This window comes from Pseudomonas sp. 1L-C-7-B-C1, from assembly GCF_057291635.1.
Map to the genome: position 1 here is coordinate 1 of NZ_JBXAWH010000016.1, position 14,326 is coordinate 14,326.

General features: G+C 63.7%; 13 protein-coding genes. 4 read left to right on the forward strand and 9 right to left on the reverse strand.

From position 1 onward, the window contains the following. Positions 1-313: 313 nt before the first annotated feature. Both atzF and AC0Z8Z_RS22310 read left to right on the forward strand, forming a co-directional pair. The gene (gene atzF / locus AC0Z8Z_RS22305; RefSeq protein WP_485620540.1) at positions 314-2,134 is read left to right on the forward strand and encodes an allophanate hydrolase; all 1,821 of its coding nucleotides are present in this window, start codon (positions 314-316) and stop codon (positions 2,132-2,134) included. A 62-nt stretch (positions 2,135-2,196) separates the two neighbouring features. Further along, complete coding sequence (locus tag AC0Z8Z_RS22310) at positions 2,197-2,907, forward strand: GntR family transcriptional regulator (protein WP_485620541.1); 711 nt, start codon at positions 2,197-2,199, stop codon at positions 2,905-2,907. A gap of 42 nt (positions 2,908-2,949) precedes the next feature. Here AC0Z8Z_RS22310 and AC0Z8Z_RS22315 read toward each other — a convergent pair whose 3' ends face one another. Both AC0Z8Z_RS22315 and AC0Z8Z_RS22320 read right to left on the reverse strand, forming a co-directional pair. Beyond that, on the reverse strand, positions 2,950-3,894 hold the full coding sequence (locus AC0Z8Z_RS22315) for an NAD(P)-dependent oxidoreductase (RefSeq protein ID WP_485620542.1): 945 nt from the start codon (positions 3,892-3,894) through the stop codon (positions 2,950-2,952). Between the two features lie 74 nt (positions 3,895-3,968). Further along, positions 3,969-4,907: a DMT family transporter gene (locus tag AC0Z8Z_RS22320; protein WP_485620543.1), complete on the reverse strand. Its 939-nt coding sequence runs from the start codon at positions 4,905-4,907 to the stop codon at positions 3,969-3,971. A gap of 74 nt (positions 4,908-4,981) precedes the next feature. On the opposite strand from AC0Z8Z_RS22320, the gene AC0Z8Z_RS22325 reads away from it, so the two are divergent. Beyond that, positions 4,982-5,836, forward strand: coding sequence for a LysR family transcriptional regulator (locus AC0Z8Z_RS22325; RefSeq protein ID WP_485620544.1), 855 nt, complete (start codon positions 4,982-4,984; stop codon positions 5,834-5,836). A 12-nt stretch (positions 5,837-5,848) separates the two neighbouring features. Here AC0Z8Z_RS22325 and AC0Z8Z_RS22330 read toward each other — a convergent pair whose 3' ends face one another. The 6 genes from AC0Z8Z_RS22330 to AC0Z8Z_RS22355 form a co-directional block, all read right to left on the reverse strand. After that, on the reverse strand, positions 5,849-6,214 hold the full coding sequence (locus AC0Z8Z_RS22330; protein WP_485620545.1) for a glyoxalase superfamily protein: 366 nt from the start codon (positions 6,212-6,214) through the stop codon (positions 5,849-5,851). 57 nt (positions 6,215-6,271) lie between these two features. Next, positions 6,272-7,480 carry an MFS transporter gene (locus tag AC0Z8Z_RS22335; RefSeq protein ID WP_485620546.1) on the reverse strand — a complete coding sequence of 403 codons (1,209 nt, stop codon included), beginning with the start codon at positions 7,478-7,480 and terminating at the stop codon, positions 6,272-6,274. Between the two features lie 229 nt (positions 7,481-7,709). Further along, positions 7,710-8,729 (reverse strand): alpha/beta hydrolase, encoded by a 1,020-nt coding sequence (locus tag AC0Z8Z_RS22340; RefSeq protein ID WP_485620547.1) that lies wholly within the window; start codon positions 8,727-8,729, stop codon positions 7,710-7,712. A 283-nt stretch (positions 8,730-9,012) separates the two neighbouring features. Further along, positions 9,013-9,378: a hypothetical protein gene (locus tag AC0Z8Z_RS22345; RefSeq protein WP_122534448.1), complete on the reverse strand. Its 366-nt coding sequence runs from the start codon at positions 9,376-9,378 to the stop codon at positions 9,013-9,015. Between the two features lie 193 nt (positions 9,379-9,571). Next, positions 9,572-10,321: a creatininase family protein gene (locus AC0Z8Z_RS22350; protein WP_485620548.1), complete on the reverse strand. Its 750-nt coding sequence runs from the start codon at positions 10,319-10,321 to the stop codon at positions 9,572-9,574. 96 nt (positions 10,322-10,417) lie between these two features. Then, positions 10,418-11,608, reverse strand: coding sequence for a GAF domain-containing sensor histidine kinase (locus tag AC0Z8Z_RS22355; protein ID WP_485620549.1), 1,191 nt, complete (start codon positions 11,606-11,608; stop codon positions 10,418-10,420). Between the two features lie 289 nt (positions 11,609-11,897). On the opposite strand from AC0Z8Z_RS22355, the gene AC0Z8Z_RS22360 reads away from it, so the two are divergent. Next, positions 11,898-13,235, forward strand: a complete 1,338-nt coding sequence (locus tag AC0Z8Z_RS22360) for a PQQ-dependent sugar dehydrogenase (protein ID WP_485620551.1) — start codon at positions 11,898-11,900, stop codon at positions 13,233-13,235. 76 nt (positions 13,236-13,311) lie between these two features. Here AC0Z8Z_RS22360 and AC0Z8Z_RS22365 read toward each other — a convergent pair whose 3' ends face one another. Then, entirely contained in the window at positions 13,312-14,208 is an 897-nt protein-coding gene (locus AC0Z8Z_RS22365) for a DMT family transporter (protein ID WP_485620552.1), read from the reverse strand. Positions 14,209-14,326: the final 118 nt, after the last annotated feature.

Here is a 14,326-nt window from a genome sequence, read left to right on the forward strand (position 1 = left end):
CGGTCAGCCCCTGATCCCTGACCATCTTTACGACTTCCAGTTTGTAGCTGTCATCAAACCTGTTGCGTTTTCTGGTCATGTAGAACTCCTCGATAAATGTATTTTCCACTTATCGAGGTGTCCGGGGAAATTAGACCACTGCAGTGTGGCGGCAGGCACCAAAACCCTGCACGCAGTGCCTCCTTGAAGCGCATGGTGGCTCCTCCAATAATCTGAAGACAACCTGCATCCCAACGCCAGCGGGCTACGTCCTCCCCTGGCCCGGCTTTTGCTTTTGTTGAATCCAAACTTGGATACAAGATGGAAGCCTCCCATGCACGACCTCCAAAGCTCTCATTTCGGCTGGACGATCAACGAGTGGCTGACGGCCTACCAGACCGGGCAGTTGTCCCCGGACGTCCTGCTGTCGCTTGCCAGCACTTACCCGGCAACCGACACCGCGTGGATCGCGCGGGCCAGTCAGGCGCAGATCAGCGAGCAGCTTGATGCGCTCGCCGAGCGTCTTGATGCAGTCAACGGCGATATCGCGCAATTGCCGTTGTACGGCGTGCCGTTCGCGATCAAGGACAATATCGACGCCGCCGGCTGGCCGACGACGGCGGCGTGTCCCGAATTTGCCTACACCGCAAGCAAGGACGCGACCGTGGTGGCTCGACTGCGCGCAGCGGGGGCGATTCTGATGGGCAAGACCAACCTTGATCAGTTCGCCACCGGCCTGGTCGGCACTCGCTCGCCCTACGGCGCCGTGTCCAACAGTTTCAATCCTGATTATGTCAGTGGCGGCTCCAGCTCTGGCTCGGCGTCGGTGGTGGCGCGGGGGCTGGTGGCGTTTTCCTTGGGCACTGACACCGCAGGCTCGGGCCGGGTGCCCGCCGGGTTCAATAACATCGTCGGCCTGAAGCCCACCAAGGGCCGCTTGCCCAACACCGGGCTGGTGCCGGCGTGCAAGACCGTGGACTGCATTTCGATCTTCGCGCTGACCGTTCATGACGCGCACAAAGTCGCCGGCCTGGCCGAGGGATTTGATAGCGATGACGCCTATTCCCGCCACAATCCGGGCACGGCGCCGGTGGGCTTTCGCGTCGCGATGAAGCTGGCGGTGCCGGACACTTTGGAGTTCTTCGGCGATACGCACAATCAGGCCGTGTTCGAACAGGCGCTGCATCGTTTGAGCGACATGGGCGCCGAGATCACCCGCATCGATTTCGCCCCGTTCAAAGCCCTGGCCGAGCAGCTCTATTACGGCCCGTGGGTGGCGGAACGCACGGTGGCCCTGGCCTCGATGCTGGAAACCAACCCCGACGCCATTCACCCGGTGGTGCGCGGCATTGTGGAAAGCGGCCTGGCCTACAGCGCCTGTGACGCCTACCGCGCCGAGTATCTGCGCGCCAGGCTGAGCCGCCAGATCAACGAGGCGCTGGCCGGCTTCGACGCACTGGTCGTGCCCACCTCCGCGACCCTGCGCACCCAGGCGGAAATGGCCGCGGAGCCGGTGCTGTACAACTCGCAGTTCGGCTTCTACACCAACTTCACCAACCTGGCGGACCTCTCGGCCCTGGCATTGCCTGCCGGTATGCGCGCCGACGGCTTGCCGTCGGGCATCACCCTGATTGCACCGGCGTGGCACGATACAGCGCTGGCCCGGTTCGGTCAGCGCTGGCAGGAAAGCGTCGGCTTGCCGCTGGGCGCAACCGGTCGCTCACTTCCCGCGTCGCCACCTTCGCCAGCCGTTGCACCGCGCGGCAGCATGCGGGTTGCCGTGGTGGGTGCGCACCTGACCGGCATGCCGCTCAACGTCCAGCTCACGAGTCGTGATGCCGTGCTCGTCGAACAAACCCTGACGGCGGCCGATTACCGGCTCTACGCGCTGCCCGGCACCGTTCCACCCAAACCGGGTCTGGTCAAATCCCCAGGCGGTACGTCAATCATCGTTGAGCTGTGGGACCTCCCGCTGGCGCGTTTTGGCGAGTTCGTTGCCGAGATCCCCGCGCCGCTGGGCATCGGCAACCTGACGCTGAAGGACGGTCGCAGCGTCAAGGGCTTCATCTGCGAACCTTGGGCGATCGACGGCGCGCTGGACATCACCTCGTTCGGTGGCTGGCGCGCGTACATCGCCAGCCTGAAGAAAGCCTGACCCAACGCCTGACGCGGCCGGCGCACCAAGCACAGCATAAAGCCACGTCACGTCTAACCATCATGAGTCGGAGCACCCAGGCCATCATCCCTTCTCAAAAACCCAAACTGCGCCCGGACAACTTGGCCGAGCGCATCTATCAGCAGCTCAAGGAGGACATCTTCGAGTTCCGCCTGCTGCCGGGGGATCGCTTCAGCGAAGGCGAGGTGGCCGAGCGCGTGCAGGCCAGCCGCACGCCGGTGCGGCAGGCGCTGTATCGGCTGGAACGCGAAGGCTATCTGGAGGTGTATTTCCGCAGCGGCTGGCGGGTGAGGGCGTTCGATTTCAACTATTTCGAAGAGCTTTACGACGTGAGGATCGTGCTGGAGTGCGCGGCTCTGGCGCGTCTTGAAGCGCTGGATCTGGAGCAACACCCGGTCATTGATGAACTGAAACACACCTGGCTCGTCACCCCCTCCGAACGCCTGCAAGATGCCCAGCAAGTGTCAGCCTTGGACGAGCGTTTCCATTGCGCGCTGCTGGAGGCGGCAGGCAACACTGAGATGGCGCGCCTGCACCTGGAGATCACCGAGAAGGTCCGCATCATTCGCCGCCTGGATTTCACCCAGGCGGCGCGCATCGAGACGACCTACGACGAGCATGGCCAGATTCTCGGCGCCGTGCTCAGTCGCCAGACCGCGCAGGCCCAGCAGTTGCTCACGCGGCACATCGAAATCAGCAAGCAGGAAGTGCGCAAGATCACCCTGCACCGGCTTCACGTCGCCCGGCCTTGAGCTGACGTCTGCACCTCGCATCGCCCACAAACCAAAGACCTCTCAGCGCGGATTGCGGCGCTCCGCCACTTCGGCCAACACCGCCAGGTCCATGTCGCCCTGACCGTGGTCGATGGCATCCTGCAAGTGGGCGCGAATCATCTCGGCGCTCGGCATCTCGACCGACACCTGGCTGGCGGCGGCCAGGACCAGATCCACGTCTTTAAGGCCCAGCACTGCCTTGAATGCCGCCGGCTCGTACGTGCGTTCGCCGATCAGCGCGCCATACCCGGCGTACACCGGGCCGGGAAAGATCGTCCCCGCCGCCAGCTCCACCAGATCGGCGGATTTCAGACCGTGACGGGTGACCAGCACAGCGGCTTCGCTCATCGCCTCGATGGCCGAAACCAGCATGAAATTCATCGCCAGTTTCATCGCGTTGGCGCTGAAGGGTTTGTTGCCCATGGGCCAGGTCTTGCTGCCGATCAGGTCGAACAGCGGCTGCACGGTGTCGATGGCCTGGGCGGAGCCGGCCGCCATGATGTTCAGCCTCGCGGCGGCGGCCATGTTGGGGCGGCCCATCACGGGCGCGGCGATGTAGTCGATGCCTTGTGCGGCGTGCAGCTCGGCCAGTTCATCGGCGAAGGCCACGGAGATGGTCGCCATGTTGACGTGAATCAGCGGGCCCTTGAGTTGCTTGAGCAGGCCGGAATCCAGCAGCACGGTGCGCAACGCGTTGTCGTCGGCGAGCATGCTGAATACCACGTCGGCGGCGAACGCCTGGGCAGGCTCGGTGACCGCCGTGGCACCTTGCTCGACCAGTGGCTGGGCTGCGTGGGCAGAACGGTTCCAGACCAGCAGTTCATGACCGCCTTTCAACAGATTGCCAGCCACGGCCTGACCCATATTGCCGAGGCCCAAAAAGCCGATTTTCATGGGGGTACGCTCCAGTAGACGAAGGGAGTATGGCGCGAGAGAGCGCCACGCGGGGCGAGCAGGATCGTTCACGACCTGTGCAGCTCACCTTCCTGAAGGATGGGACCGCGCCGCTCTAGCAGCGTGCCCGCTCATTCCACGTGACATCACTCACGCTTTGCTGCCTCACGCGCCTCGCCGCGTATCACCAGACCAATGCCGACACCGGAGACAGCCATGCCCATGGCCATCAGCCACGACAGCGGTTCGTCGAACATGGCCCAGGCCAGCAGCAGCGTCAGTGGCGGGCTCAGGTAAAGCACGCTGGCAACCCGCGTCGGCGTGGCCCGGCGCAGGCACATCCAGTACAGGCCGTAACCGCCCACCGTCGACACTGACGTCCACAGCACACTCATCGCGAAACCTGCGTTGGGCACGGGCGCGAGACTCCCGTGCAGTCCGGCAACGACGGCAAACACGAAGGTCGAGACGAAGCACTGCAACCACAGGTTGGGCAGCAGGCCCAGCGCCGTGGGATCGGGGGAGTGTTTTTGCCACAGCGTGGCGACCGCCAGCGACAGCATGCCCAGCACCGGCAGGGCATAGGCCCAGGGCGGTGCGCTGCCCCAGGCCAGCGCGTCGTGGGTCGCCAGCATCACGCCCGCCAGGCCGATCAGCAACCCGACCCATACGCCGCGGGTCAATCGCTGGCGGAGCACCACGGCCGCCAGCACGGCCATGCCGATCGGCAAGAGATCAGCAAACAGCGCCGCCAGCCCGGCGGGCACACCCAGGGCAATCCCTTCGGTCACGCCGAACAGATAACCGGCCATGGCCAGCAGGCCGATGCCGGCGTTTTTCAGCAGGACCGCAGGCGGCGTCTGGCGCAGTTGCCGGGCGACGAAGGGAAAGAGAAGAAACGTGACCAGGATGCAACGCCAGAACACCACCAGCGACGCCGGCGCGTAATCGATGGAGAAGCGCGCGCCGATGAAGCCCGAGCTCCAGATGACCACCAGCCCGGCTTCGAGCAGCGGCAAGGGGATCGCCCGGCGCCGGGACGGAAGAGGGAGGCTCACGTTGGTCAGTTCGTTTGAAGTGTTCATGGACCCAACGTACCCAACCGCCGTAATCTAATAAATCAAAATAAACGACAGCAGTGCTTCGGGATCAGTGAACCATGAGCGCCATTATTGATATCGAACAGGTCCGCACCTTTCACGCCGTGGCGCGCATTGGCAAGTTCAGTGCAGCGGCGGAACAGCTGCACAAAAGCCCGGCGGCGGTCAGCGTGCACGTGCAGCGGCTGGAAGCGGTGGCGGGCGGGCGACTGCTCAATCGTGACAATCAGTCGGTGTCGCTGACGCCGCTGGGCAAGCGTTTTCTGACCTCCACCGCTGCGCTGCTGAGCACCCACGATCACGTGCTGGCCGAGCTGCAGGGCACGCAGCTGGCGGGGCGCATCACCCTCGGGGTGCCGGACGAATACGCCACGCACCTGATTCGCGACGTGCTGCCGATTTTCACCGCCGCCTGGCCGAACATCGTTCTGGAGCTGAAGACCGCGCCCAGCTTCACGCTTCGCGATCAGGTGCGGCGGGGTCGGCTTCAGGTGGCGGTCATCGCCCAGCCGGAAGGCCAGCTGGGCGCGGACGATCAATTGCTGGTACCGACGACGCCGGTGTGGGTCGGCGCCGCGCATCTTCCGGGGGATATGCCGGACCCGTTGCCCCTGGCCGTGCATGCCGCGCAATGCTCGTACCGGCAAGCGATGATCGAGTCGCTCAAGCGCAGCGGCCTGCGCATGCGCATCGTGCTCGAGAGCTCGTCCAATCAGGCGGTCAAGGCCTGCGTCGAAGCAGGCCTGGGGATCAGCGTGATCGACCGCGCCCGGGTCACCGACGGCATGCGCATCCTCGACGGCCTGCCGCCGATCGCTGACCACGACATCATCGTCGTGCGCTCGTCAGCTTCCCACGGGGATGACGCCGTGGACCTGCTGCGGCGGGCGATCGGGCAGTATTTCCGCCTCTGACGGCGGTGCGGTTCAGTCCTCGGAGCGCTCGCAGAAGCGCAGGCGATTGCCGAACGGGTCGGCGATTTCCATGACCTTGCCCCAGTCGAGGTCCTGGATGCCGGGGCGTGAGTAGCCGTAGTTTTTTGCCAGCAGTTCGCGCTGCAATTCGGCGATGTCGCTGACCGGCACGAAGAGCGTCGAGCCTGGGGTCGCGTCGCCGTGGTGTTCAGTCAGGTGGATGACCAGTTGGTCGCGGCGGGCCTGGGCATACAGCGGCAGACCCGGTTCAAAGCGGTGCTCCCACTCCAGGCTGAAGCCGAGAAAATCCAAATAGAACTCTTTCGCCTTGGCTTCGGAAAAGATACGAATCAGCGGTATCGCCGGGGACATCTGCACAGGGGGTCACTCCTTGATGGTCTGAGCGAGCGATTCTAGCCCAGAGTGGCCCGGCGGCTACCCCGCGTCGGCTTTAGAAGGCGGCTGGCGCACGTAAATCGCCAGCAACATCGCGCCGAGGCTCAAGGCCGCTAGGGCCAGCGAGCCCACATCAATCGCCAGATCCAGGCCCCATGCGGTGGCGGCGCGGCCCAGCAACAGAGCGACAACGCCCTGCATCAGGTACGCCACCAGAAACAGCGCCGACAGGGTCCCGGCCCGGTGATGCATCGGCGCGTGGGCGTTGATCAGATTGAGGCCGCCCATGAACAGCAGGCTGTAACCGGCGCCGCTGGCCGCGCTGGAAAGCAGGAACACCGGTAGGGCGTGGGTCTTGGTCGCGAGCATGAGCAGCAACAGGCTGACGATGGAAACGCTCGCGCCGGCGATGATCGACAGCCTTGAGCCGAAGCGTTTGCCGACGATGCCGGTGATGCCGAGCACGATGGCGAACAGCGAAATGGCGCCGCCGTTAACCAGCGCGTTGCTGGAGCCGATCAGGTCGTGGGCGATCTGCGAGCCCAGCGACAGCATCGTTGCCCCGACCGAATACGCGCTAAGCACCGCGCTGACTGACACCAGGAATGTGCGGCGCAGTGGCGGGTGAATGTGCGGCAGCTTCAGCGACCATGGTTTTTTGCTCTCCGCCGGGGTGTGCCGGGGCAGTCGCCAGACGCCGAACAGCGTAGCGCCGAGCACGACGATCAACACCCAGAAACTCAGGCGCGTGGGGAACGGCGCGTACTGGATCAGGCCACCGCCGATGATCAGGGCGGCGGCAAGGCCCGAGGCCTGCGCGGCGGTGGTGATGGCGCCGGCAAGTTTCGCCTTGCCCGGCGCACTGAACTCGACCACCGCAGCCGCCGAAGGACCTGCCGACAGCCCGACGCCGATGCCCATGAACGCCCGGCCGATCAACAGCCAGGTGACATCGGGGGCGACGGCGAACAACAGCACGCCGATCAGTGAAGCGCCGACACCGAGCAACATCGCCGCACGGCGCCCGATGTAATCAGAGAGGTCGCCCAGGGCAATCAGCGTCGCCACCACGAACACCGGGAACACCGCGAAAATCTGCGTGGTCACGGTCGGCGTCAGTTGCCACTGATGGGCGTAAAGCGGGTACATCATGGCGGGTGCGGCGCTGGTCCACAGCGTATGGACCACCACGGCGGCCGCGACCCAGAAGCTGGTCTGCCTGCTCCATGTCGTGTGGGTGTGATTCATTCGAAGCGCCTCGCAGGGATCAGATGGGTGACATTAAGAGAGAGGGGTGGAGTGGGCTTGTACCGATGTGCGTTTGAGGGTGTTCACAAAGGCCCCTTCCCGGCTAAAGCCGGTCCCACGGTCGAGGTCACAGCCAGTTCCGCTGGGTGCACGCAGGATCCTTGTGGGACCGGCTTCAGCCGAGAAGACGTCGGAGGCCATACCGCAAGACGGGTAGCCTCCGATGGCCTCAGTTCAGGTGAGCCTTCAGCTCGCCCGCGGCCTGGCGCATGGCTGCTTTGACTTCGGGAATGTTGCTCAGCGGGTTGAGCAGGCCGTAGTCGTGGACCATACCGTTGTAGCGCACGGCGGTGACGTCGACACCGGCGGCATCCAGCTTGCGGGCGTAGGCTTCGCCTTCATCACGCAGCACGTCCAGGGCGGCGGTTTGCACCAGCGCAGGCGGCAGGCCCTTGAGCTGTTCGGTGCTGGCGCGCAGCGGCGAGGCATGAATGTCGGCGCGCTGGTTGGCGTCGGTGGTGTAGCTGTCCCAGAACCAGGTCATCATGTCTTTGGTCAGGAAATGCCCCTCGGCGTATTGCTGGTATGAGCCAGTGTCGAACGTCGCGTCGGTCACCGGCCACAACAGTAACTGGAAGCGCAGCTTGGGCGTGTTGTGCTCCTTGGCCATCAGCGCTACCACGGCTGCCATGTTGCCGCCGACGCTGTTGCCGGCCACGGCCAGACGCGAGCCGTCGACATTGATCTCCTTGCCATGTTCGGCCACCCATTGGGTCGCGGCGTAGGCCTGATTGATCGCCGTCGGGTAATGCGCTTCGGGTGAGGGCGTGTAATCCACGTACACCGCGACAGCCCCCGAGCCCACCACCAGATCGTGAATCAATCGGGCGTGAGTCGGGTAGTCACCCAGCACCCAGCCGCCACCGTGGAAGAACATGAACACCGGCAGCGCACCCTTGACGTTGGCCGGGCGCACGATGGTCAGCTTGATGTTCTGGCCATCGGCCTTGATGGTTTTCTCGCTGACCTGAGTCCCGCTCAAATCTACCTTCACCGAATTCTGTGCGCCGGTCAGCACCGCACGGGCGTCTTTCGGGCTGAGCTGTTCCAGTGGCTTGCCACCCCCGGCGGCCAGGGCATTGAGGAACGCCTGGGTCTGATGTTCAGGCACGGCGGTTTCAGCGGCGAAAGCCTGGCTGACGGAGAGAGCGAGGAGGGTAGCGGTCAGGGTTTTTGTCAGAGTATTCATGATGGCGCTCACATGGATTGGCACGGGGATCAAATGAGCCGGCTTAGCGCAACGAGCGCTTTTCGGCTGGCTTGGACCACACTGTACGGAGTTGCCATGAGTGGAACAATTGGCCTAATTAGGGACACATTGTTTCCGTTAAAGAGACGGTTGGCTGTGAGCGAAGCCAGTCGGTTTTACGTATAAAAGGCCTCAGCCTGGGAATCCGTGCGGCAGAAACAAAAACGGCGCCGTGCTGAACATCAGCAACGGCGCACGTCTGAGAGGCGGGGGGTGAAGCAAATTAGCTGCGCAGGTCCTTGTTGATCTCGTCTTCATCCTTGTGAGGCGGCGCTTTCGGCAGCTCGGCAGGGTAGAACTCACCCTTGAGATTCAGTGCGGCGATACGCGCCTTTAGTTTTTCGATGACCAGGTCGATGTCCTGTTGATCATCGAGATCGTCCACACGCAGCCACAGGTGCGGGAGGTTTTCAAAATACACGCCGTCGATTTCCACATCGGCGGTCATTTCGCGGTCCTGGCGCCACAGGCACTTGCGGTGAACCGTTGCGGGGTCTTGAGGCCAGGTTTCCGACGTGGTCAGCCAGACCTCGTGGTAATCCTGCAGGTCAATTTCTTCAATTTTGTCCAGTGGGATAAAAGTATTCACATATCACCTGTCAGCCAAGGGGACCGGGCGAGGTCGTTGCGCTGCTGACTGCCCCAGATCCCGAACCGTTTCATAAAGCGCACACCACTATGGCCGCCGTTTGGCTGACGAGTTCAACGCCCGCGCGCTATTGCCGCACGGCTAAGCCCCGTCAACGCAGCGACGTTAACGCATCGACCTCGACGCAGCGACGTTAGCGCAGCGCCGGCTCACGACTGAACGCATCCACCGCACGCACCAGGCCCCTGGACGCCAGCGCCACCAGCTCGGCGCCTTTTTCCGGAGTCGCCAACGCGGGGTCGGAGCCCATGCGCCCATCGGGGAAGCGCGTACGGAAGTCCTTCGCCTCCCGGATCGGCCCGGACGGTGCGATCTGCGGCGAGTAGTCCGCCGACTTGATCGAGTCCGGGTAGGCCCACTGGGTCACCGCGATCTCGGACGGCGTCGCGTGTGAACCGTGGCCTACCGGAAACTGCCGGTGGGCCAGTTCGCCCACGCCTTCCAGGTCCCACCAGTTGATCAGCTTCAGGGCGAAGCCGGCAGACCGCCCGGCGAAACTGGCCTCAGCGTACAGCTCAGAAAACGCCGCCTCGATCGACGCGACGTTACCGCCATGACCGTTGAGGAAGAGGATCTTTTCGAAGCCGTGACCCGCCAGCGAGCGCGCCCAGTCACCGATGGCGGCGATGAACGTCGAGGGGCGCAGCGAGATCGTCCCGGGAAAGCCCAGATGGTGTTGCGCCATGCCAATGTTGAAAGTCGGGGCAATCAGGATATCGGCACTTTTCTGCGCTTCGTGGGCGATGATCTGCGGGCACATCCAGTCAGTGCCGAGCAAGCCGGTGGGCCCGTGTTGTTCGTTCGAGCCGATGGGCACGACGATCGTGCGGCTGCGTTTGAGAAACTGCTCGATCTCGATCCACGTGGACTGGTGCAGAAGCATGTCAGGTGCTCTCCTCAGGGAAGGGGGCTTCAGAAAACCGGGTTATAGCGAAAAACCGTGACGCGCGGCACCGGTTTGAGGCGCCAGAATCGGCGCTCAAGCGGGTGGTATGGCCGGGAAACGTGCGATGAAACAGGTGCCCAGCTCGGCCGATGAACTCACGGTCAGAATGCCGTCATGGGCAGTGGCGATCTGTGAGGCGATGTACAGGCCCAGTCCCAGGCCTTCTCCGCGACCACCGGCTTCTGAGCGGGTGAAAGGCTCGAACAGCAGCGGCAGCAGCCGTGGCGAAATGGGCGTGCCGCGGTTCATGACGGAAATGATGACCTGATCGCCTTCCTGCCAGATGTGCAGATGGATCGGCGTCGTGGGTGAACCGTGGGTGACCGCGTTGCCCAGCAGATTGGACAGCAGCTGACTGATACGCAGCGGATCGCAATAGACGTTGCCGCCGAGGTGGATGGACTCGATCAAGCTCGCCTGCGGGTGCGAGGCGCGGATCTCGTCCACCGTCGATTTCAGGACGTCGGAGAGATCGTCGGTGATGTGGCGCTTTACCGGGATCCCGCCGCCCATTCGGCCCCGGGCAAAGTCCAGTACGTTCTCGATCAACGCGCCCATGCGGATCGAGCTCTGGCGTATGGCCGCGACCAGCCCCTGGGAGCGCTTGTCTTCGGTTTTGGTCGCCAACAGGTCGGCGCTCATGCGGATCGCGCTCAGCGGTGTGCGCAGGTCATGGCCCAGCACCGCCATGAATTGCTCGCGCAGCCGGCCGTGTTCGTTGGCGTCGGTCAGTTCGGCCCGGGCGCTCTCCAGGTGACCCTGGGTGTCCAGGCTCATGGCGATCAATTGCGCGAAAAGGGTCAGCGTCTTGACGGTGGCAGGATCGCTCAGGTCCGCCGGCACCGAATCGATCGCGCACAGCGTGCCGAAAAAACGGTCGTCCGGCAGAACGATGGGGATCGAAATGTAGCTTTCCAGCCCGTAGGTGAGGGGCGTGTGATGGGTGGCGAACTGCGGGTCGGCGCTGGCGTGACCAAATACCACGGGCTGCTGATGCTGCCTGATCTCGTGGCAGATGGTCGTCTCCAGCACCAGTTCGCCGCCTGGCTTGAGGCCGAAATTGATCGAGTCATCGACGGCGCAGGCCACCCAGTGACGTTCCGTGACCCTGGCGATCGCCGCAAAGCGCATGCCGGTGAGGTGCTTGACCATGCTCAGAATGACGGGCACGGCCGGGATCGCACTGATCGCCTCAACATCCAAAGCAAACTCTGGGCGGGTCATCGGATCTGGCTCTGGTCTAGTGGTAGGGCAGGGTATCTAAAATCGGCGAACATGGCTAACCCCTCGGTCCCGCATGGGAAGTGTCCGCGCAGATTATTGAACCCTGACGCTCACACGGTGGTCGTTTTATTGATGCCTGAACGGCACATCTCATTTGCGTCCGATGAGCTGTTTGCTGTCGGTCGGCAGGGCGATACTTGTCAGCCCTGTGTCTCTCGAAGCATTTGCTTCTCCTGTCTCCTGATTCTCAAAACAATGGGCCCACGGATGGCCGCCGCGAGGTTGAACGATGATTGCCATGCACCGATTTGCACTGCTGATGACCACTGCTGCGATGCTCAGTGCCTGCGGCGAAACCGCCAAGCTGCCGTTTCAGGCCGGCGTCGGCGCGCAGCCGCAACTGCCTGAGCCCAACAGCACCCTGATTCCCACCGTCAAGGTGTCCAAGGCCGTCGGCTGGAAGGGCGCCGATACGCCCAAGGCTGCCGAAGGCTTCAAGGTCAGCGCGCTGGCGGAGGACCTCGATCACCCGCGCTGGCTGTACAGCCTGCCCAACGGCGACATCCTGGTCGCCGAAAGCAACAAGCCGCCCAAGCCTGAAGGCGCGAAGGACGGCGGCCCGGGCTTGATGGCCTGGATCAAGCGCACCGCCACCGGGATCGTCATGAGCCGGGTCGGCGCCGAAGCCGAGAGCGCCAACCGCATCAGCATCCTGCGCGATGCCGACGGCGATGGCCGCGCGGAGATGAAGAAAGTCTTCATCAGCGGCCTGACCTCGCCGTTCGGCATGGTGCTGGTGGGCAACGAACTGTTCATCGCCAACGCCGATGCCGTGGTCAAGGTCCCGTACAACGACGGCCAGACTGAAAGCACGGCCAAACCGGTGAAAGTCACCGACCTGCCGGCGGGGATCAATCACCACTGGACCAAGAACATCATCGCCAACCGCGAAGGCACCAAGCTCTACGTCACCGTTGGCTCGAACAGCAACGTGGCCGAGAACGGTCTGGAGGCCGAAGAGGGCCGCGCGGCGGTCTGGGAAGTGGACGTCAAAACCGGGCAGAAACGTCTGTTCGCCAGCGGCCTGCGCAACCCTAACGGGCTGGCCTGGAAGCCGGGCAGCAATGAGCTGTGGACGGTGGTCAACGAGCGTGACGAAATCGGCAGCGACCTGGTGCCGGATTACCTGACCTCGGTCAAGGACGGCGCCTTCTACGGCTGGCCTTGGAGCTACTACGGCAACCACGTCGACAGCCGCTTGCAGCCGCCGCGCCCGGACATGGTCGCCAAGGCCATCGCCCCGGATTACGCCCTCGGCACCCACGTTGCGCCGCTGGGCCTGACCTGGTCCGACCCGCGCGGCATGCCGGCCAAATTTGCCGACGGTGTATTCGTCGGCGAGCACGGCTCGTGGAACCGCAACCCGCAGTCCGGCTACAAAGTCGTGTTCGTCGGCTTCCAGAATGGCCGCCCGACCGGCTTGCCGGTGGATGTCCTGACCGGTTTCCTTAACGCCGATGGCGACGCACAAGGCCGTCCGGTCGGCGTCATCCTCGACAAGCAGGGCGCGTTGCTGGTCGCAGACGATGTGGGCAACAAGGTCTGGCGCGTCAGTCAGGCCAAGTGATGGCTTGGTAAAAAAGGGAAATGCCGGTGATGATCACCGGCATTTTTCGTTGGGCAACCGATGGCCGTGCCTGCGGTTAGCGTGAAAACCGCCGCGCGCCGGCTACGCACGCGATAACCCCGACGGTCACCACCAGCATGCCCACGCTGACGTCTTCATGCAGCAGCGTCGCGGCGAGCGTCAGGCCGAAAAAAGGCTGCAGCAGTTGCAGTTGTCCTACCGCAGCGATCCCGCCTTGGGCGAGACCGCGATACCAGAACACAAAGCCAATCAGCATGCTGAACAGCGCCACGTAGCTCAGGCTCAGCCACGCCGGTGCGCTGATGTTGGAGAGCGACGGCGGCGCGCTGAACAGGGTCAGGCTCAACATGAGCGGTAACGCCAGTACCAGCGCCCAGCAAATGACTTGCCAGCCGCCTAGGGTCCGGGACAGCGTGGCGCCTTCGGCGTAGCCCAGACCGCAGACGACAATCGCCAGTAACATCAGCAGATCGCCCCCGGGCGACGCCGACAGCCCCTGAGCACAGGCGAACCCCACCACCAGCGCACTCCCCAGCGACGAGAACAGCCAGAACGCCGCTCGGGGACGCTCGCCGCCGCGCAGAACGGCGAACAAGGCAGTCGCCAAGGGCAACAGGCCGACAAACACGATGGAGTGCGCCGACGTGACGTACTGCAGCGCCAGCGCGGTGAGCAGCGGGAAGCCGACCACGACGCCACTGGCGACGATCAGCAGCGGGATCAGTTGACTGCGCTGCGGGCGTTTCTCTCGCAGCACGAGCAACAGGCACAGGGCAACCGCGCCGGCGATGGACGCTCTGGCGACGGTCAGAAACAGCGGGGTGAACTCCAGCACGGCGATGCGCGTGGCCGGCAGTGAGCCGCTGAAAATGATCACGCCGATCAGGCCGTTCAGCCATCCGGCACCGGAGTGCTTTGCGTCCAGGGTCTGAGTCTTTGAAGAGATGTCCATGGTGATCGGCTCTTGAGGGGGCGGGGGCGGGACGCTGTGGCTGATCCACGAGTGCTACTGGCTGGCGGGTTGCCGTCAGGGCAGCGTAAGGTTCAAGATCAGCACAATCAAAAAATTG